The 20,805-nt window shown below is 56.6% G+C and carries 12 protein-coding genes; all 12 read left to right on the forward strand.

Features of this window, described 5'->3' with window-relative positions:
- Positions 1-30 precede the first annotated feature (30 nt).
- Positions 31-2,835 carry a DNA methyltransferase gene (locus QQS14_RS06965; protein ID WP_285906248.1) on the forward strand — a complete coding sequence of 935 codons (2,805 nt, stop codon included), beginning with the start codon at positions 31-33 and terminating at the stop codon, positions 2,833-2,835.
- Positions 2,835-4,670, forward strand: coding sequence for an ATP-binding protein (locus QQS14_RS06970; protein ID WP_285906249.1), 1,836 nt, complete (start codon positions 2,835-2,837; stop codon positions 4,668-4,670). The genes QQS14_RS06965 and QQS14_RS06970 overlap by 1 nt, the downstream gene beginning before the upstream one ends.
- Positions 4,670-7,564 carry a DEAD/DEAH box helicase gene (locus tag QQS14_RS06975; protein WP_285906250.1) on the forward strand — a complete coding sequence of 965 codons (2,895 nt, stop codon included), beginning with the start codon at positions 4,670-4,672 and terminating at the stop codon, positions 7,562-7,564. Before QQS14_RS06970 ends, QQS14_RS06975 begins: the two co-directional genes overlap by 1 nt.
- The gene (locus tag QQS14_RS06980; RefSeq protein WP_285906251.1) at positions 7,564-8,493 is read left to right on the forward strand and encodes an NAD-dependent epimerase/dehydratase family protein; all 930 of its coding nucleotides are present in this window, start codon (positions 7,564-7,566) and stop codon (positions 8,491-8,493) included. Before QQS14_RS06975 ends, QQS14_RS06980 begins: the two co-directional genes overlap by 1 nt.
- A complete protein-coding gene (locus tag QQS14_RS06985; protein ID WP_285906252.1) occupies positions 8,490-10,841 on the forward strand; it encodes a glycosyltransferase in 2,352 nt (783 codons plus the stop codon). Before QQS14_RS06980 ends, QQS14_RS06985 begins: the two co-directional genes overlap by 4 nt.
- Positions 10,838-12,499 (forward strand): methyltransferase, encoded by a 1,662-nt coding sequence (locus tag QQS14_RS06990; protein WP_285906253.1) that lies wholly within the window; start codon positions 10,838-10,840, stop codon positions 12,497-12,499. Before QQS14_RS06985 ends, QQS14_RS06990 begins: the two co-directional genes overlap by 4 nt.
- A 29-nt stretch (positions 12,500-12,528) precedes the next feature.
- Positions 12,529-13,809, forward strand: a complete 1,281-nt coding sequence (locus QQS14_RS06995) for a histidine phosphatase family protein (RefSeq protein ID WP_285906258.1) — start codon at positions 12,529-12,531, stop codon at positions 13,807-13,809.
- The gene (gene pglZ / locus QQS14_RS07000) at positions 13,797-15,800 is read left to right on the forward strand and encodes a BREX-3 system phosphatase PglZ (RefSeq protein WP_285906254.1); all 2,004 of its coding nucleotides are present in this window, start codon (positions 13,797-13,799) and stop codon (positions 15,798-15,800) included. The genes QQS14_RS06995 and pglZ overlap by 13 nt, the downstream gene beginning before the upstream one ends.
- Positions 15,800-16,555, forward strand: a complete 756-nt coding sequence (locus QQS14_RS07005) for a hypothetical protein (protein ID WP_285906255.1) — start codon at positions 15,800-15,802, stop codon at positions 16,553-16,555. Before pglZ ends, QQS14_RS07005 begins: the two co-directional genes overlap by 1 nt.
- A gap of 3 nt (positions 16,556-16,558) precedes the next feature.
- On the forward strand, positions 16,559-17,788 hold the full coding sequence (locus QQS14_RS07010; RefSeq protein ID WP_285906256.1) for a DUF6361 family protein: 1,230 nt from the start codon (positions 16,559-16,561) through the stop codon (positions 17,786-17,788).
- Positions 17,782-19,596 carry a phospholipase D family protein gene (locus QQS14_RS07015; protein ID WP_285906257.1) on the forward strand — a complete coding sequence of 605 codons (1,815 nt, stop codon included), beginning with the start codon at positions 17,782-17,784 and terminating at the stop codon, positions 19,594-19,596. Before QQS14_RS07010 ends, QQS14_RS07015 begins: the two co-directional genes overlap by 7 nt.
- The coding region (locus QQS14_RS07020) for a DEAD/DEAH box helicase family protein (RefSeq protein ID WP_486660045.1) at positions 19,589-20,805 on the forward strand (1,217 nt) is incomplete at its 3' end. The genes QQS14_RS07015 and QQS14_RS07020, both read left to right, overlap by 8 nt.

Raw genomic sequence — 20,805 nt, forward strand, 5'->3', positions numbered from 1 at the left:
GACAAAAGACGAAAGCCAAGGATTATGAAGATGAAAGAAACCAGTTTGTTCGACTCGCTGCTTGAAGAGACGCAGAAGCCCTCCGGCCCGGTGACTTGCCTCGGCATGACCTTCGAGAACGATGAGGCCCGCCGCGCCCACTTTACCGAGGAGCTGCGCAAGAAGCTGCGGGACCCGGAGTTCCGCAAGATCGAAGGCTTTCCCATCGGCAGCGACGAAGACATCCTGAACCTGAGCGATCCGCCGTACTACACCGCCTGCCCGAACCCATGGATTGCCGATTTCATAGCTGAATGGGAGGCGCAGAAGCCAGAGCAGCCTGAAGGCTATCACTATCACCGTGAGCCTTTTGCGGCCGACGTGAGCGAGGGGAAAAATGACCCCATTTACAACGCGCACTCCTACCACACCAAGGTGCCGCACAAGGCCATCATGCGTTACATCCTCCACTACACACAGCCGGGGGACATCGTGTTCGACGGATTCTGCGGGACCGGCATGACGGGCGTGGCTGCGCAGATGTGTGGCGATCGTGAAGTGGTAATGTCTCTCGGCTATCAGGTGAAGCCGGACGGGACCATTTTGCAGGAAGAGGTGGATGAAGGTGGCAAAAAGGTTTGGAAGCCTTTTTCAAAGCTTGGTGTCCGCAAAGCTGTACTAAACGACCTTTCACCGGCGGCGACGTTCCTCGCGCATAACTACAACCTTTATGTTGATACGGCATCATTTGAAAATGAAGTTAAGAAATTCATCAAAATAATCGAGCGAGAATGTGGATGGATGTATGAAACAACTCATACAGACGGGGTGACCAAGGCGAAAGTGAACTACACAATCTGGTCAGATGTATTTGTCTGTCCTGATTGCACTAATGAGATTGTATTCTGGAATGTTGCAGTCGACAAAGAATCTGAGACAGTAAACGATGAGTTTCAATGTCCTAATTGCCAGGCCAGCTTAACAAAGCGCAATATGGACCGTGCTTGGGTTACCACTTATGACCGATTCTTGGGAGAGACGATTCGGCAGGCCAAGCAGATACCTGCTTTGATCAATTATAGCGTTGGTGGAAAACGATATGAGAAGAAACCTGACGAGGGTGACTTCGAAATTTTGGAGAAGATAGAAAACGAGGGATTAGACGGATGGTTTCCTATCAATCGCATGATTGAGGGGCATGAGTCTAGGAGAAATGATCCGGTTGGTATCACGCACACTCATCACTTTTATTCACCTCGAAATCTATCAGTGATGTCGAAGATTTTGTATTTGGCTGACAAATCTGAACTTACTCCCTTCAAGTTCGGTTTTCTGAATACCTCTTGGCACGCCACGCAGATGAGGCAATACAACCCAGGTGGCGGGCACAGACCTAGAACGGGTACTTTGTATATGCCTTCCATCCATAGTGAAGGTAACATGATTCCCGTTTACAAGAAAAAGCTGAACCAGCTTGTTCAGTTTTATAAAGTCAAGTCTCATCGAGATCGGGTTGCCATTATTCAGACCATGTCGTCTACGGTGGACTCATCTATCGAAGCGGGTTTGGACTATGTATTCATTGATCCGCCTTTCGGCGCAAATCTGAACTACTCAGAACTAAATTCAATATGGGAGGCATGGCTTAAAGTAGGTACGAATAATGCCGAGGAGGCAATTGAAAATAGGTCACAGAACAAGGGGATTGATGAATACCGATCTCTTATGACTCAGTGCTTTCGACAGGCATACAACCAATTGAAACCTGGGCGCTGGATGACTGTAGAGTTTTCTAATACAAGCGCTGGTATTTGGAACAATATTCAGACGGCAATATCAGACGCTGGATTTATTGTCGCGAATGTCTCTGTTCTAAATAAAAAGCAGGGGTCGATAATGGCTTACACTACCCCAACTGCGGTCAAACAAGACCTCGTCATCTCGGCCTACAAACCTAATGGTGGGTTTGAAGACCGTTTCCAGAAGGAGGCGCAGACTGAAGAAGGCGTGTGGGATTTTGTCCGCACGCACTTGAAGTATCTGCCGGTAACCAAGCTCCAAGGCGTTTTGTTGCTAATGGTGCCCGAGCGCGATCCGCGCATCCTATTCGACCAGATGATCGCATTCTATGTCCGCAAGGGTTACCCGGTGCCGATCTCAAGCCAGGAATTTCAGATCGGGCTGGCACAACGCTTCATCGAGCGTGACGGCATGTATTTCCTGCCGGATCAGGTGGCCGAATACGACCGCAAGAAGATGACTTCCGGTGCCCCACAGCAGCTTTCGATGTTTGTCTCCGACGAGGCCTCGTCGATCCAATGGCTCCGTCAGCTCATCAAGGAAAAGCCGCAGACCTTCTCCGACATCACCCCGCAGTTCATGCAGCAACTCGGCGGCTGGAGCAAGAACGAGGCCCAGCTCGATCTGCGCGAACTCCTGAACCAGAACTTCCTCTGCTACGACGGCAAAGGCCCGGTGCCCGAGCAAATCCACGCCTACCTTTCCACCAATTGGAAGGAACTGCGCAACCTGCCCAAGGATGACCCGGCGCTGGTGACCAAAGCCCGTGACCGGTGGTATGTGCCCGATCCCAAAAAGCAGGGGGACCTCGACAAACTGAGGGAGCGAGCCCTTCTTAAGGAATTTGAGGAGTACAAGCAGCGAGCCAAGAAGTTTACCACCCGAGAGAAATTCCGTTTGGAAGCTGTCCGCGCCGGATTCAAGAAAGCCTGGCAGGAACGCGACTACGCCGTCATCGCCGCCGTGGCCGACAAGATCCCCAACAACGTCCTTGAAGAAGATCCCAAACTGCTCATGTGGTACGACCAGGCGGTAACACGGATGGGAGGGGAATAATGTTTCTCAGAGAAGTCGTTCTTCAAAATTTCCGTGGCTACAAGAATCAGCATCGAATTCAGATAGACCAGCTCACGGCGTTTATCGGAAAAAATGATGCGGGAAAGTCCTCCATATTTGATGCCTTGGCCGTTTTTTTTGACCACCCATTGGGCAAAATTGACGCTTCAGATATTTGTGTTCATGCCGGGGGCAGCGGCGAATTAAGAATCGGCTGCGTTTTTTCGGATTTTCCTGATTCGATCACCATTGACGCGTCTTCTGTCACAACGCTTGCAGACGAGCATCTACTGAATGTCGATGGCTTACTTGAAATCCATAAGGTCTACGAGTTTTCCGACGGAGCGCTAAAGAAGCCAAAGGTGTTTGCGATTGCCAACCATCCAACGGCCAACGGCTTCGATGGTCTGTTATCAAAAAAGAACGCTGAATTGAAAAAAGCTGGTGAGGCTGCGAATATCGATGCCGGAGTAGATAAACGATCTAATGCAGCCCTTAGAAAGGCCATTTGGGGGAGCGCAGCCGATCTGGAATTTGGGCCTTCCGAAATCCAACTAGACAAGGAAGATGCCAAAGCCATCTGGGAACAGCTCTCCAAATACCTACCCGAATACGCCCTTTTCCGAGCAGACCGCCCGTCAACAGACGAAGACTCAGAAGTCCAGGACCCTCTCAAGGTCGCCATAAAACAGGCAATCGAAGAAGTGCAAGCTGAACTGGACGCAGTGAAGGAAAAGGTCAAAGCACGCACGCTTGATGTAGCCAATCGTACCATTACGAAGCTTGCTGATTTCGATAGTGCGCTTTCATCGCAACTCAACCCGAATTTCAAATCAGACCCAAAATGGGACGGACTTTTCAAACTCTCTCTAACAGGAGACGATGAAATACCAATCAACAAGAGGGGCAGCGGTGTCCGGAGATTGGTTCTGTTCAGCTTCTTCCGTGCTGAAGCGGAACGGCTTCGAGAAGAGCATAAGAAAGGGAATATTATTTACGCAGTGGAAGAGCCGGAGACTGCACAGCATCCAGACAACCAGCGAAAGGTCATTGAAGCATTGCAGGCTATCGCCGAAGCCGATGGTTGCCAAGTTATGCTTACCACACACGTCCCTGCTTTGGCGTCACTATTACCAATCACTTCCATTCGATATGTCTGTTCTCACGACCTAAATGGCAGAGATGTCTGTATTGCAGATGATGATGTAATCAAGACGGTTGTCGCTGATCTGGGAATCATCCCTGACAAACGGGCAAAAGTTTTGGTGTGTGTAGAAGGTCCGCATGACCTGCAATTTTTGAAGCGTATTAGTGGCCATCTCCGAGCGGAGGACGCATCCGTCATTGATATGTTTGCAGATCCAAGAGTTGCGTTGGTCGTCTTGGGTGGAAGCACCTTGAAGGAATGGGTAAATCAGCATTACCTAAAAAATGTGGGGCTTCCAGAAGTCCATATTTACGACCGTGACGAACTGAAGAACGGAAAATACAAATACCAGGACGATAGAGATGCTGTAAATGCAAGAGGAGACGGGTCCATTGGATTTTTGACTTCAAAGCGGGAAATGGAGAATTACCTACACATTGATGCAATAAGTGAAGCATTGCAGCCTGTCGTTGGCTTTAACTTCACGTTTGGGCTTTCAGACGACTGTGATGTTGAAACCGAAATAAAAACACTGTTGAACGGGCAAGGAAAAATCCAGAGGCGTTCGATTAAACATTGGCTTAACGAAGACGCGGCAAGTCGTATGACCATAGATCGCTTGAAAGAGCGAAACGGCTATGAAGAGATCAAAGGCTGGTTCACTGAGATCGCAAATAGGGTCGTTTGATGAATCAACCGCTTTGGCAATACAGCACCGTTCATAACGGCGCCTGCAAGGTCATCGAAGAACAGACCTTGTGGGGGCAGACGGTGTGCCGAGTCTGGTTGCCGAACCAGGACGCGGTGGTGCGCGTGCCCCGCTCCGCTTTGCGGCCGTTGAGTGCCGACCTGCGGCCAGAGATCGAGGCCGGACGCATTGCCTATGTGGCCGCCGCAGCAAAGGTAGCCGAGGTGCTTGAAGGCTCCACCAGCGCCACCGACGGTCATGTGCTGCTGGCTCCCATGGAGTCCAACGTCATTCCGCTACCGCACCAGATCCACGCCTTGTCCCGGGCCATCTCCGGCGACCGCGTGCGCTACCTGCTGGCCGACGAGGTGGGTCTCGGTAAGACCATCGAGGCCGGTCTGGTCATGCGCGAGCTCAAGCTGCGCGGGCTGGTTCGACGAATTTTGGTCGTCTCTCCCAAAGGCATCGCTACCCAGTGGGTGGCGGAAATGCAGACCCATTTCAACGAACAGTTCCAGCTCGTGCTGGGCGACGACATCGGCACATTGCAACGCCTGGCTCCAGGGGCGGATCACCGGAGCTCAGCCTGGTCGATGTTCGATCAGGTCATCGTTTCCCTGGATTCGGTCAAGCCCATGGACAAGCGGCGCGGCTGGACCGCCGAGCGCGTTGCCGAATACAACCGCAGCCGATTCGAGGATCTGATTACCGCCGGTTGGGACCTGGTAGTGGTGGACGAAGCGCACCGCCTGGGTGGAAGCACCGATCAGGTCGCCCGCTACAAACTCGGCAAGGGCCTGGCGGAGGCCGCGCCCTATGTACTGCTCCTTTCGGCTACACCCCACCAGGGGAAGACCGATGCCTTCCATCGGCTGATGAACCTGCTGGATGACGATGCCTTTCCGGATATGGACAGCGTCTCCCGCGACCGGGTGGCTCCGTATGTCATCCGTACCGAGAAGCGCAAGGCCATCGATGCCGACGGCAAGCCGCTCTTCAAACCCCGGCGGACGCAGATGGCCCCGGTGGCCTGGGAGAGCCGTCACCAACTGCAGCAGCTTCTCTACGAGGCGGTGACCGACTATGTGCGCGAGGGCTACAACCAGGCCCTGCGCGAGAAGAAGCGCCACATCGGCTTTCTGATGATCCTGATGCAGCGCCTGGTGGTCTCCAGCACCCGGGCGATCCGCACCACTCTGGAGCGTCGGCTTGCGGCACTCAAGGATGGTGAGCAACAAGCCAGCCTGCGCCTGGCGGAACTCGAAAATAGCGCGGAGGGATCGGAAAGCCCAGACGATGAAATAGCCGAGCTGTACGACATGGACGGCCAGGAATTGCTCGATGAGCTGCTGAAATGCCATGTGTCGGCTCTGCAGAGCGAAGGCAGCCATGTTGAGACCCTGCTCGACGCGGCGGTCCGTTGTGAACAGGCTGGCCCCGACGCCAAGGCCGAGGCGCTGATCGAGTGGATCTACAAGCTACAAGCCGAGGAAAACGAACCGGATCTGAAGGTGCTGATCTTCACGGAGTTCGTTCCCACCCAGCAGATGTTGAAGGAGTTTCTGGAAGCCCGGGGAATCTCTGTGGTCACCTTGAACGGCTCCATGGACATGGGGGAACGTGGGGCAGCCCAGGATGCCTTCCGTAAATCGCATCGCGTATTGGTCTCCACCGATGCGGGCGGTGAGGGCCTGAACCTGCAGTTCGCCCACGTCATCATCAACTACGACATCCCCTGGAACCCCATGCGGCTGGAGCAACGTATCGGTCGTGTGGACCGTATTGGTCAGTCAAAAACCGTACAGGCGATCAATTTCGTTTTTGAAGATTCGGTCGAGTTCCGCGTGCGCGAGGTGCTGGAGCAGAAACTCTCGGTGATCTTCGAAGAGTTCGGCATCGACAAGACCGGTGACGTGCTCGACTCGGCCCAGGCCGGTGAGTTGTTCGAGGATGTGTTCGCCTCGGCCATCCTTAATCCTGACGGTATCGAGACCTCCGTCGAGAACACGGTGGCCAAGATTCGTGATGAGATTCAGCAGGTGCGCGAGTCCTCCGCCATCTATGGCATCTCCGAAGAGCCGGATGTTCAAACCGCTGAACGTCTGCGCTCCCATCCGCTACCCCATTGGGTGGAACGGATGACGGTCGGTTACCTCAACTCCCATGGCGGTGTGGCCAGTCGCAAGCGCTCCTGGTGGGACCTGAATTGGCCGGACGGTCAGGAACACCGCAAAGCCGTATTCAGCGCCCGAGAAGCGAATCGCTTGACCGATGCAACCCTGCTCAACCTTGAAAACAGCCGTGTCCGTGGTCTTGCCCTGAACCTGCCCCAGGTCGCGGCAGGTCAGCCATTGCCTTGCGTAACCGTGAGCGGACTACCGGCCAGCATTACGGGTTTCTGGGGGCTGTTTGAGATTCGTCTTCAGGCCGGAATGCACCAGAAGACACAACTCCTGCGCATCCCCATGGTGCGGCGTGGCTATGTCAGCGTGTTCTTGAGCGAGGAAGGCAAACTGTTTCTGCCCACGGCTCGACATATCTGGGATGCGCTGCAGACTGCGGAAGCCCAGGTGCAGGCATCCCTCGGCCAGGATGAATCCATCACCGCCCATGAGCGGTTGCAAGAAGCGGCCGAACAGGCCGGACAGGAGCTGTTCGACGCATTAAAGCAGGCACATCTCTACTCTGTGGTTCGCGAAGAGAAACGTGGCGTCGTATCCTTTGCCTCGCGCCGCAAGGCCATAGAACGGGTTGGACTGCCGGAGGTGCGGCAGTTCAGACTGTCCCGTTGCGATGCGGACGAATCCGAGTGGCGGCATGAACTACAATCAGCACGGCAGGTCGTGCCGGAGATTCGGCCGCTGTTGGCGTTACGAATAAACAACCACATGTAATGAAAAAAAATAGAATCCTGATCATCGGCTCATCTGGTCTTGTCGGCACTGCTCTCACTTCAGCTCTTCTTTCCAAGGGAAACGATGTCGTTTGCTTTGATCTGCGGGCACAAGGAGAAGAACAAGGTGATATTTGTGACCGAGACCGAGTGCGAGATGCTGTATCGGGTGTCGACGGCATAGTCCATTTGGCCGCCGTCTCGCGTGTTCTCTGGGGGGAACGCGACCCCGATCTCTGTTGGGCGACCAACGTTGGCGGACTGAGTAACGTGCTCTATGCCGCAGCGCAATCAGTACGTAAGCCTTGGCTAATTTTCACCAGCAGCCGCGAAGTATACGGGCAACCCGAATCGCTACCGGTTACTGAAGAAGCTCCGCTACGCCCGGTGAACGTATATGGGCGCGCCAAGGTGGAAGGCGAACGGCTCGTCGCGGAGGCACAACGCGCTGGCATCAGAGCCTGCACCATTCGGCTGTCGAACGTATTCGGCTCGACCTGCGACCACGCCGACCGGGTAGTCCCTGCATTCACCCGTGCCGCTGCTCTCGGAACGGAGTTGCGAGTTGACGGGCGCGATCACACTTTCGACTTCACGCACATCGATGACGTCACCCGCGGCATAGTCGCTCTAATCGAACTGCTGGGCATGGGAGACTCGCCGCCCCCTCCGATCCACTTTGTCAGTGGACAGCCAACGACGCTATGGGAGCTCGCTAACTTGGCCGCTCAACTCGGTCAGCAGGACTCCCCAATCCGACTTGCGGCTCCTCGCAACTTCGACGTTGAGAGCTTCGTCGGAGACTCCTCGCGAGCAAAGGCACTGCTCGGGTGGCATCCGTTGGTTTCTTTAGAGGAAGGCATCTCCCGGCTCATTCAGGGGTTTCGTGACGTTCGCCCGACCGTCAAGGTGCGGGAGGTCGCGCGATGAAGATATTAAAGGTCATCCACGGCTACCCAATGCGCTACAACGCCGGGTCCGAGGTGTACAGTCAGACACTATGCCACGCACTCGCTGATCGCCACGAGATTCATGTGTTCACCCGGGAAGAAGACGCCTTTGCGCCTGACTTCCAACGTCGTGTGGAGCAGGACGCCGATGACCCTCGCGTCACCGTGCACGTGGTCAACAACCCCCGCTTCAAGGATCGCTACCGCGCAGCGGGGATCGATCATCGCTTCGCTGAGGTTCTCGAACTTGTGTGTCCTGACATCGTTCATGTCGGTCACCTGAACCACCTCTCCACCTCACTCGTGCGAGAAGCCGAGCTTCGCGAAATCCCGATCGTCTTCACGCTCCACGACTACTGGCTGATGTGCCCCCGTGGTCAGTTCATGCAAATGTTCCCCGAGGATTCTAACAACCTCTGGGCTGCGTGCGATGGACAGGAGGACCGCAAGTGCGCCGAACGCTGCTACGCCCGCTACTTCAGCGGAGCGCCTAATGAGTTAGACACGGATGTCGCCTATTGGACAGACTGGGTCGCGCGCAGGATGCGGCATGTCCGAGAGATGGCCGAGCTCGTCGACCTCTTCATCGCGCCCGCGCGATACCTTCTTGACCGATACCGCGACGATTTCGGACTGCCTGAGCGCAAACTTGTCTACCTCGACTACGGATTCGCGCGAGAGAGAATGGCCGGGCGTTGTCGGGTCGACGCCGAACCTTTTACGTTCGGATACATCGGTACACACATCCCCGCGAAGGGGATTCACCATCTCATCCGAGCCTTCGGCTCGCTTCGGGGGGAGGTGCGGCTTCGCATATGGGGTCGGCCCCGCGGACAGGACACCGACGCACTCCAACGGATCGCAGGGGCACTTCCAAGAGACACAGCGGGCCGAGTCGAGTGGCTCCCAGAATACAAGAACCATGAGATCGTCCGCGACGTGTTCGACCGATGCGACGCGATCATCGTACCCTCGGTGTGGGTAGAAAACTCCCCACTCGTCATCCACGAGGCACAACAGGCTCGCGTCCCTGTCGTCACCGCCAACGTTGGTGGGATGGCGGAGTATGTCCACCACGAGGTCAACGGGCTGCTCTTCGAGCACAGGTCAGTGGCGTCACTTGCCGAGCAGATGCAGCGCCTCGTCGACGACCCGAGGCTCGCCGCACAACTCGGTGACCGAGGATACCTGTTCAGCGACTCAGGAGACATCCCGGCGGCCGAGGAACACGCTCGCAACGTCGAAGCTGTATACAAGCGCATCATCAAACGGCGTGCCTCGGCGCAAGTGCTTCGTCAGGCTGGCCCCTGGCGTGTCACGTTCGACACGAATCCGGACACCTGCAACCTACGGTGCTTGATGTGCGAAGAGCACTCACCACACAGTTCGCTTCAGATACAACGAAAAGAAGGTGGGAAGCCACAACGCCTCATGCCTTTTGAAATGATCGAGCGCGTGATCGCGGAGACGGCACATCACGGTCTCCGCGAGGTTATCCCTTCTACGATGGGAGAACCTCTGCTGTACGAGCACTTCGAGGGCATCATCGATCTTTGCCACCGCTACGCCGTCAAGCTGAACCTGACTACGAACGGAACCTTCCCTCGACTCGGTGCCTCGGCATGGGCAGAGCGGATCGTCCCGGTCACTTCGGACGTGAAGATTTCCTGGAACGGTGCTACTAGGGCTACCCATGAGGCCATCATGCTCGGGAGCCGCTGGGAGAAGGCGATCGAGAACGTTCGCGACTTCATCATGGTGCGCGACGCCCACTCCGAGGCCGGAGGGAATCGCTGCCGAATCACCTTCCAGCTCACCTTCCTCGAGGCAAACGTGGCTGAGCTAGCCGACATGGTGCGTTTAGCCATCGGCCTCGGTGTCGACCGCGTGAAAGGGCACCACCTCTGGACGCACTTTGACGAAATTCATGAACAGTCGATGAGGCGTAATTCCGACGCAATTGAACGCTGGAACCAAGCTGTACTAGCGGCGCGAGATGCTGCTGCCGAGCGGACTCTACCGAACGGGAGGCACGTGCTCCTCGAAAACATATTCTTGCTGGACCCCTCGGCGACGGATAATCTGGCACCCGGCGGACCTTGCCCCTTCCTGGGGCAGGAGGCTTGGGTTAGCGCTGTCGGACGCTTCAACCCCTGCTGTGCCCCCGATGCGCAGCGGCGGACGCTCGGAGAGTTCGGCAACCTTACCGACCAGAACTTCATGAAAATTTGGAACGGGGAAGCTTACCGCGAGCTCATGGCCACATACCATAACCACTCACTCTGCCTCAGTTGCAACATGCGCAAGCTGGCTGGAGGTAAAGAATGAGCTGGCGATCTTTCCAGGTCTCATCCTGCGGCACGCATCACCTCGATGAAGGCGGGCAGCCCGTGTACAGCGAACGCTTCGATGAGGTCCTGAAGTTCCACGCGCCCGGGTTGGCTCCCGTCCTCCGCTGTGGTTTGGCGTGGCACGTGCTGAGCGATGGTACAGCCGCATACGACCGGCGCTTCATCCGAACCTTCGGTTTCTACGAAGAACTGGCCGCCGTTGTGGCCCCAGATGGTTGGCATCACATCTTTGCCGACGGGAACAACGCCTATACGCGCCGCCACGCCTGGTGCGGCAACTTTCAGCAGGGGCGCTGCGCCGTTCGTGACCACGACGGTAACTACTTTCACATCACGCCATGTGGTAAGGATGCCTACCCGACCCGATGGCGCTATGCAGGCGACTATCGCGACGGAATCGCAGCCATACAGACAGCCGATGGGTACTCCACCCACATCGAACTCGAAGGTTCGCTTCTCCACGGGGAGTGGTTCGTCGACCTCGACGTATTCCACAAGGGCTTCGCGCGCGCCCGTGACGAAGACGGTTGGATGCATGTCGACTTCCAGGGTCGACCGGTCTACGCACGACGCTTTCAAACCGTCGAACCATTCTACAATGGCCAAGCACGTGTAGAGCGTTTCGATGGAACACTTGAAATCATCGACGAGACCGGGGCGAGCTTAGTCGAGCTACGACCAGCGCGGTGCTCGGAATTTGCAAGCCTCTCCGGAGACATGGTGGGGTTTTGGCGAACCCAGACCATCGGCACCGCCGTCGAACTCGGCGTCTTCGATGTGCTGCCAGCGGCCGAACGCGAGGTCGCTGATCAGTGTGGACTCCACACCGACGGAGCTCGGCGACTTCTCCGAGCACTTGGTGAGCTGGACCTTGCCACGCGGCAGGAAAATCAGTGGACGCTCACGGCGCGTGGGGAGCTGCTCCAGGCCGACCATCCCCTCACGCTTGCCGACGCCGCGGTCGAGTACGCAGGGCCGTTCACTGTGATGTGGGGACGCCTGCCCGATGCGCTCCGAAAGAGCACTTGTTGGACCGCACCAGACGTGTTCGGTGAGGTCGCACGCGACGACTCACGTCGTCTCGGCCACCACCGCATGCTGCGAAGTTATGCGCGGCACGACTACGCTGAGGTCTGCCGCGCCCTTGATCTCTGCGGCGACGAGCGCCTGATCGATGCAGGAGGCGGGCTAGGTGTACTCGCGCAACTGATCCTGGACGCGCACCCGTCCGTCTATATTACCGTCCTCGAGCGACCGGAGGTGGTGGCGATGGCGCCATCTGCTTCCAGGGTGTGCTGGAGGAGCGGGAACCTGTTCGAACCTTGGGAGATAGAAGCGGATGCCGTGGTCTTGTCGCGCGTACTCCACGACTGGAACGACACAGAGGCGATGCAAATCCTCAGGCATGCACGGGCCGCGCTCCCCCGCCACGGGCGGCTCTTCATCGTGGAGATGTTGCTCCTAGACCAAAGCGTGTCCGGTGCGCTATGCGATCTACACTTGCTTATGGCTACCGGCGGGCGCGAACGTTCGGCGGAACATTTTGGGCGACTTCTCGCTGCCACCGGCTTCGAGTTCGCCGCAGTTCGAAGACTAACGGCCCTTCCGTCGGTCATCGTGGGGGTGGCGTCATGACCGGGGTACAGTGGCAGATCCCACCATCGATGCTGCACCTCCTTGAACAAGCGCCAACTGACCGCGCCGTCGTCGTTCTCCTCAGGCACTCAGTCCGTAATCACCTGCCGCCGGATGACGTAGGCTACGCTCTCCCAATCACCGATGTTGGGCAAAGACTCGCGCTCAAGCTGGGAGGCCTACTCCGCGGTCGGCTGTGCACGCTCCAATCGAGCCCTCTTTTGCGTTGCGTCCAAACAGCTCAGGCAGTCGCGGAAGGAGCTGGCACGGACATCACCGCTGTCCCAAATCGACTCCTTGGCGATCCGGGCGTGTTTGTCCTCGACGGGCGGCGCGCCTGGGCGAACTGGGAGCAGCTCGGCCACAAGGGCGTGATACGTCACCTCATCAACGAAACTGGGGCGCTGCCAGGTATGGCGCGCCCCGACGAGGCCGCGCGCTTCCTTGTTCAGTCGATGCTTGCCGAAGCCGCGAGCCGCCCCGGCATACATGTCTTTGTGACACACGACTCGCTCGTGATAGCAACGGCCGCACGCCTGCTCGGCAAGCAGTTCGGTCTCGACGACTGGCCTTGGTATCTGGAAGGGGCCTTCTTCTGGCCCACGGAAAACGGTGTTAATGTGGCCTACCGGGACTACGAGGCAACGCACCCCGGTCCGCTCTGCGGCCTGGCCGAAACAGACGTCCTCGAATTCGCCCGTCGCGAAATTGCAGCGACGATCGGATTGGACAATGGCGCGCGCTTCTTCCTAGCTGGTGGTGCCTTTAAATCGTTGATCACAGGCCGTCCGCCGAGAGACCTTGACTTGTGGGCCCCCTCGGAGCATGACCGCACTCTGCTTCTCGAGGCGCTACGGACTCGCGGTGCTCGACCTACCGGCGAGCGACCTTGTGCCGATGCCTTCGATGTCGCCGGGAGCATAGTCGAGGTTCCCCACAGGACCGAGCCAAGCACGCTCGCCGATCGGCTAACGTGCTTTGACATCGCCCTCTCCGCCGTGGGCGTCGAACATCGCCCGAACGGCGAATGGTCGGTGATGGTGCATCCGCTCGCGCTCGAGTCGGAACGTCGACGCGAGGTACTGTTGATTAAACCAATGGTCAACTGGAAGTACGCGCTTGCGACGCTGGAGCGAATGCGCCGCTACGCGGTTGAGCTGTCCTTCTCGGTGCCCGCAGACGAGGAAGCTGAAGTCTGGCGGGTGTTCGAGGCCCAGGATGCAGTGCTACGCGCGGGGATGATCGAACGCTATCGACGGACTGGGGCTGGCGGCTTCGGCATCATGAAGGAGGTCGCGTGCCGAAATTGAACACTTGGCGATACGCCATACTGAATAACTTTGTGCCCAATGTCAGCAAGCTGACCCTGGTCGCGGACCCGGATTGTCTTCTGACCGAGGAGAAGCTGGCATTGGAGCTTCGCGGGCGCGGGTTCGACCTGATCGAATTCAGTGACCCTGTCGAATTCAGATACGCCTATGAGTCCAAGTACCGTTCAATCTGGGACCAGGGTGAGCGCACCGATCTGGTGGTAGTCCTCCGCTTGCAGGATGCGGAGCTGGAATCCTTGCCTTACGACCTGCTCCAGGCGGGCCGCAAGCTTTCATTCAATCTGGGGGATATCTTTCCCAACCTGAGCTATCCCGTCATTGAAAAGCTTGACAGGAGCTTGCTGGATTCACTTTTTGAGGCCCAGCGCAAGTCGCCGCCGGATCGCATGGGCGACAACGCCACCAAGGATTTCATTCTCCGCTCAGTATTCAAACTCCCTCTTGACTCGATAGACAATGAAGTCGAATTGTTAAAGGCACTACTCCGCCTGCACTATGGCAACCTACAACTCCCAATGATGCTGGCCGAGCGACTCATCCAGGTACTTAAAGGTCATGATTGGTTCAAAGCCTGGCCGCTCTCTGAAATCGTTCCGGACGATGAAGCCTTCTTCACCTTTTTGCAGGAACGCTGGCCGCTATTTATTTCCAGGCTTGGTAGCGCTAATCAGGTACGGGAAGATTCGCCGGAATACGGTCTCAAGTATCCCGGCCCTGACCGCCTGCAGTTCGACCATCAGGACATCAAGGTATACATCGACAACCTATTCCTGGAGGGGAAACTCACCCCTGTCGAGGCCAAAGGCATTGAAGTGGATGCCGGGTCTTGGATTCGAAGCGGCATCGCCACCTCCAGCGTGGACGATGACGAGCTGCGGATCTCTCGCTTGTTTGGCCTTGTCGAGAAGGAGCTGCCCACTGCGGAAGCGCGTTACTCTGATTGGGTCGCTTTCGCGCTGAAATGGGCCGAGCTCTCTTCGCTGGTTCATTGCGGCAACAGCACCGAGCATCAGACCCGGCTCAAGGAAATCGGCGCCGCACTGAACACGACCTTTGCCGGTTGGCTGGCCGACCACTACTCCAGTCTGATCAACTTGCCGCCGACCAATCCGGCCATGCTGCACCATGTGCCGCGCCGCCTGGCTCGGGATATTGAGGACACCGGTAGCAGCCGCGCCGCGCTGATCGTGGTTGACGGCCTGGCCCTGGACCAGTGGGTGACCATTCGCCAACTTCTGCAAAAGCAGGATGCCAATCTGGTCATGCGCGAATCCGCGACCTTCGCCTGGATTCCGACGCTGACCTCGGTATCGCGGCAATCGATCTTCTCGGGCAAGCCGCCTCTCTATTTCCCGTCATCCATCAACTCGACCAACAGCGAAGAGAAACTCTGGAAGCAGTTCTGGGAAGGCCATGGCCTGTCCCAGCTGGATGTTGCTTACAAGCGCGGCCTTGGTGACGGAGACGCTGCCGGGATCCTCGACTCTGCAATTCACCCCCGGGAAACCAAGGTGGTGGGACTGGTCGTGGACAAGGTGGACAAGATCATGCACGGCATGCAACTCGGCTCGGCTGGGATGCACAACCAGATCAAACAGTGGTGCCAGGGTGGATTCCTGGCCGAACTGGTCGGACAACTGTTGGACTACGGCTATGATGTCTGGCTAACGGCCGATCACGGTAACACCCAATGCGAAGGCAAAGGCCGCCCGTCTGAAGGTGTGATTGCCGAAACTCGCGGCGAGCGGGTTCGTGTCTATCCCACTCCGGAACTCCGCGCTCAGGTGGCTGGGGCCTTCCCGTTTGCCCACGAGTGGCAGCCGGTCGGATTGCCAGCAGATTATTTCCCTCTGGTGGCCGGTGGCCGCGACGCATTCGTGAACCCAGGAGATGTCATCGTAGGTCACGGCGGTGCAGCCATCGAAGAAGTCATCGTGCCCCTTGTGAAGTTTGAAAGGAGGACACGGTGATGGGCAAAAGACACGAAGCCATCGGCATCAAGCAGGCGATTCGTTTCGAGTGGATGCAGAAAGCAGCCAATCTTCTGCTGGCGGGGGTCGACGCCAAAACCATCCGCCAGGAGCTGCATGAGTTCCTCGCGGATCGAAAAGGCAACGGCTCAGAGGGCGAAAGAAGCGATCAGACTCGGACCTTTGTCGTCAACAATCTGATGAAGGTCTGGGGCTCTCCTGACCCCGAGTTGATTCCATTCCGGGATGCCTCGCTGGCGTTTCTTCGGGAAAACCCGTCCATGGCCCTGGCGATCCACTGGGGGATGATCTCGGCGGTCTATCCCTTCTGGTTCAATGTGGCCCGGCAGACCGGCCGTCTGCTGGCCTTGCAGGACCAGGTGACCCAGACGCAGATCATCAATCGCCTGAAGGAACAGTATGGCGACCGGCAGACCGTGAGCCGCTATGCGAGATTTGTCATCCGCTCCTTTGTCGCCTGGGGAGTCCTGAAAGATTCCGAGGCTAAAGGCTGCTATGAGAAAGCCGCTCCTGTGAGCATTGCCGAGCCAAACCTGGCCATCCTGATGTTCGAGTCCGCACTCCTGGCCACCCCGGAGGCCAAGGGGGCATTGGGGCTGCTACTGAACAACCCGGCATTCTTCCCATTCCAGCTCCCCGTGATGACCGGAGACTTTGTATCCCAACGCAGCGAGCGTATCGATGTGGTTCGCTATGGTCTGGACGATGAGCTGTTGAAATTGAAGGACAACTAAATCATGCCTTCCCTCCTTGCTTGGATTGATCATGACTCGAAAGCGAGGGAACGCACGCTTCGCATCCTTTCCCTTTTCCAGGAAAAGGAAAGTCGTGACGAGCTTGGGCTCGGCTCCGTGCGGGACAGCTTTGCCGATCAGTTGTTCCCAGGAACAAGCACGATCCAGACGCGCCTCCGCTACATGCTTTTCGTGCCATGGATTTACCATTCTCTGGAAGAGAAGCGACTACCTGCGGAGAATTTTGCGATCCAGGCTGACAATCTGGAAAGAGACCTGGTTCAGCCATTGATGGATTCCGATGATCAGGCTGGCGTATTTGGAAAAACCGCAGGAAAGAGGCTCAAACGGTTGCCCAGCTCCGTCTACTGGGCCGGTCTCGGTGTCTGGGGAATACGCATTACACCATTCTCGCAGGACGGATATCACAGGCGCATCGACGAAACTTACCGCCGCCGAAATTCCCTGAAGGCTCTTGAGAAAGACGCAAAGGCACGAGGAGACGATGTCGACGTTGATCAGCGGATGGCCGCTCTCAGTTGGCATCCTCGATTGCCAGCACCTCCGGAAGAATTCCCTTCAACGGTGAATTTCGCTTTATCCCGGGAAGAAGCCGAGTTTATTCGAGATCGCATCCATGTTGCTCGTCCCAACAGCCTTCTCTCGTTCTTGGCGCTGCACTGCGAACCCGCCGACACCCAAGCCCCATGGGAACATCCGGATTACGGCCGCTTTTCCGAACAGCATAAAGAACTCCTGATCCATGCACGGCTGTTCTCGGAGGTGATGCATGGGGCGGCGCTCTCGTACAACGTTCAGCTCGCCAGGCTTCGAAACCATGACGACCTTGTCGCCGAGCATCAGGCAAGTTTCGACGAATGGACCGCAAATCTTCCCCTGGAGGAAATTCGCGCCTGGTCTGTGAGCCGCCTCTGGGAGTTGACGATGGATCATGGCCACACCATCACCCCGCAAACGAGATCCTTCGTTCAGCAATGGATCGACCATACCCGGAAGTCCCCCAACGACCTCCTTTCTAACGCCGAGGCGCTCACTCTAATCAAAAGAAGAGAAATGAAACTCAAGGGCACGCGTTCCCGATTCAGGAACCAGAGGGCGCTCGAGCAGTGGGGCGGGTACTCCGGCGTCGGAAGACTCGTTTATCGCTGGCCGAATGTGAAGGTGCTTTTGAACGACCTTTACCAGGGGATGAACCGGGAGGAGCAATGCTGAACCCAAACTCCCGGAGCCTTTATACCTCTGCACTGACCCCACCGCCGGGGATGATGTTCGACGAGGCTGTTGCGACCACCTTTTCGATGGACCCAGCCCTACTGCTTGAGGCACCTGTCTATCTGGCGTTAATGGCGGCGGATGGTCAGACCGATCCTGACCCGTTGTCTGTGCTTGAAGCCATCAGCAGGTACTCGAAACGCATCACCGTCTATGTGCAACGAGGACGGATTCAGGTGCCCCAGATTGCCAAGCCCAACCCCTTGTTTGGGTTTCTGGAGGAAATGGTTGTCGAGGTAACGGCCCCTGGCGGAGGCGTCTTCCATCCAAAAGTCTGGGCAATCCGCTTTATCAGCCCTGATCAAAGCAGCTCGATGTATCGTCTGGTGGTGCTGACGAGGAATATGACCACCGATCAGTCCTGGGACCTGTCACTTCAACTCGAAGGCACGATTGCAGGCCGGAAGTCCAAATCAAATAAACCGCTGGCACATTTCTTCAAGACGCTTCCTGATCTGGCTACCGGTCCAACAGCATCGGGCAGGAGCGAACAAGCGCTGAGATTCGCGGACGAGCTACATCGAGTCCAGTGGGAACTCCCCGACGGCTTTGACGAGCTGACCTTCTACCTTCCAGGAACGAAAGGGTTTGACTGGGAGCCTCCCACGGCGAATCGAATGGCCGTCATCTCGCCGTTCTGTTCTGACGAAGCTCTGCGAGCATTGGTGAAAAAAACCAAATCCGCTGATGCGCTCATCTCACGTCCGGAGTCATTATCAGCTCTGAAGAAGGCCACTCTCGATCTCTTCACGCAATGCCTTCATTTGGACGACGCAGCGGAGACCGAGGATGGCGAGGAAGACGATACCACCGAGCAGCCGTTTGCGACCGGCCTCCATGCGAAAGTCTATCTGTTTGAGACCCGATACTATTCAGATTACACCCATGTGGTAATGGGGTCCGCGAATGCAACCAACGCGGCGCTGAGCGCTTCGAAAAATATCGAGATGCTGGTAGGGCTGGTCGGCAGGAAGAGTAAAGTCGGCGGCATCGACGAACTTCTTGGCGCTGACGGATTAGGAGAATATCTAGTAGATTTCGACACGACCAAGGACGCGGAGATCGATGCTGTCCGACAGGCGGCTGAGGAATCTGTTGAGAGGGCTCGCTCCCGGATATCTGAAGTAGCTCTGTCTATCGAGTGCAGCCCTGGATCGAAGGACGGTCTGTGGGCATTGGTGCTAACTGGAGAAATCCCACCCCTTGAGGGGATCGTCAGGGCTTCTGCATGGCCGATAACCGTCATACGAGATTTTGCGGTGGACATCCTGGGCAGCGATGCTCATGGCGGGATCATGCTTGGAGAGTTCTCCGCTTCTTCTGTAACCGGCCTTATTGCGTTTGAGCTTAGGACCAACCATCCGGATGTTACGGCCAGATTTGTGCTCAACCTTCCCGTCACAGGCATTCCAGAGGAACGCAACTCCGCCATCTTGCAAACGGTGATCAGCAATCGGGACGGATTCCTTCGTTATCTCCTGCTCTTGCTGGGTGATGATAAGGTATCCGGACTTGATCCAGGCAGTGGCTCCGGGTTTGCTAAATGGTTAGCTCGGTTGGCCGACGGTGAAGATATCCCACTACTGGAAGAGCTGACCCGCACGTACAGTCGACATCCGGAAAGACTGTCGGAAATCTCGGGGCTGGTTCGTGATCTCTCCCAGGGAAACAAGAATTCAATTATCCCCGAGGATTTTTTAGACCTTTGGAAGGTTTTTGAATCGGCCATCAGGGGGCGTGATGCATAGCAACCGCTTTCTATCAGCTCCCGCTTTGGCCGGTCTGAAAGATTTCCAGAGAAAGACCGTGGATTACGTCTTCAAGCGGCTCTACGGCGATGACCCAACTTCCCGTTTTCTGATCGCCGATGAAGTTGGGCTCGGGAAAACGCTTGTCGCCCGGGGAATCATCGCCAAGACCCTGGAGCACCTGCATGGCCAGGTGGATCGGGTCGATGTGATTTACATCTGCTCTAATGCCGCCATCGCGACCCAGAATGTCAATCGGCTCAATGTCAGCAAGACGGATGGTTTTTCAATCGCCACGCGACTGACTTACCTCCCCAGACAAGTGCGGTCACTACGAAAGAACAAGGTAAATTTCATCAGCCTGACGCCCGGCACCGCCTTCGACCATGCCCGTAGTCGAGGGGGGCATGCCGACGAGCGAGCCATCCTCTATCGGCTGCTGTACGACTTGCCCCTGGCGCAAAATGAGCGACGTAGGGGATTGCGTGTTGGCCTGCTCAATATTCTTCAGGCGACAGCAGGAAAGGATAATTGGCGAGCCAAGGCCAAAAACCTCCCTGCGGAGGATCTGGATGCAGACCTTTCCAAGGCTTTCCGCCGGGCAGTTCTTGATAATGCCGAACTGTATGCGGCCCTGAAGGAAGGCTGTGAACGCTTTGCTCGTTACCGGGACTACAGCAGAATCCCCTGGGAGGACTCCGAGCTTCGCTACAACCTGATCGGAAAGCTCAGAAGCAAGCTGGCTTCAGTGTGCCTTTCCGCTCTTGAGCCCGACCTGGTTATCCTTGATGAGTTCCAACGATTCAAACACTTGCTGGACGGCGATGACGAAGCCTCCATGCTGGCGACCGCGCTCTTTGAACATCCCGACGTTCGCGTTCTCCTGCTTTCCGCAACGCCCTACAAGATGTTCACCCTCGACCAGGAGAATGACGAGGAGGACCACTATCCAGATTTCATCCGGACGCTAAATTTTCTGTTCAATGACCTCGACAAGGTTGATGAGGTTAAAATTCTCTTGTCAGAACATCGAACGACGCTCCACGCCTGCGCGAAGGGTTCGGCATGTTATCCGGGGAAAAAGGCCGAACTCGAACAGGCTCTCCTCAAGGTAATGTGTCGAACGGAGCGGGTCGCGACAACTCGTGATCATAACTCGATGCTGACAGAAGTTATACGAACGGCTCCTCTTACGCCAGCAGACCTTAA

The sequence above is a fragment of the Pseudodesulfovibrio pelocollis genome (assembly GCF_030282845.1).
Lineage (GTDB): Bacteria > Desulfobacterota > Desulfovibrionia > Desulfovibrionales > Desulfovibrionaceae > Pseudodesulfovibrio > Pseudodesulfovibrio pelocollis.

What these genes read in the sequence shown, in the direction of transcription:
- QQS14_RS06965 (WP_285906248.1), top strand. Translation starts at nt 31, where the DNA reads ATGAAAGAAACCAGTTTGTTCGACTCGCTGCTTGAAGAGACGCAGAAG.
- QQS14_RS06970 (WP_285906249.1), top strand. Translation starts at nt 2,835, where the DNA reads ATGTTTCTCAGAGAAGTCGTTCTTCAAAATTTCCGTGGCTACAAGAAT.
- QQS14_RS06975 (WP_285906250.1), top strand. Translation starts at nt 4,670, where the DNA reads ATGAATCAACCGCTTTGGCAATACAGCACCGTTCATAACGGCGCCTGC.
- QQS14_RS06980 (WP_285906251.1), top strand. Translation starts at nt 7,564, where the DNA reads ATGAAAAAAAATAGAATCCTGATCATCGGCTCATCTGGTCTTGTCGGC.
- QQS14_RS06985 (WP_285906252.1), top strand. Translation starts at nt 8,490, where the DNA reads ATGAAGATATTAAAGGTCATCCACGGCTACCCAATGCGCTACAACGCC.
- QQS14_RS06990 (WP_285906253.1), top strand. Translation starts at nt 10,838, where the DNA reads ATGAGCTGGCGATCTTTCCAGGTCTCATCCTGCGGCACGCATCACCTC.
- QQS14_RS06995 (WP_285906258.1), top strand. Translation starts at nt 12,529, where the DNA reads ATGCTGCACCTCCTTGAACAAGCGCCAACTGACCGCGCCGTCGTCGTT.
- QQS14_RS07005 (WP_285906255.1), top strand. Translation starts at nt 15,800, where the DNA reads ATGGGCAAAAGACACGAAGCCATCGGCATCAAGCAGGCGATTCGTTTC.
- QQS14_RS07010 (WP_285906256.1), top strand. Translation starts at nt 16,559, where the DNA reads ATGCCTTCCCTCCTTGCTTGGATTGATCATGACTCGAAAGCGAGGGAA.
- QQS14_RS07015 (WP_285906257.1), top strand. Translation starts at nt 17,782, where the DNA reads ATGCTGAACCCAAACTCCCGGAGCCTTTATACCTCTGCACTGACCCCA.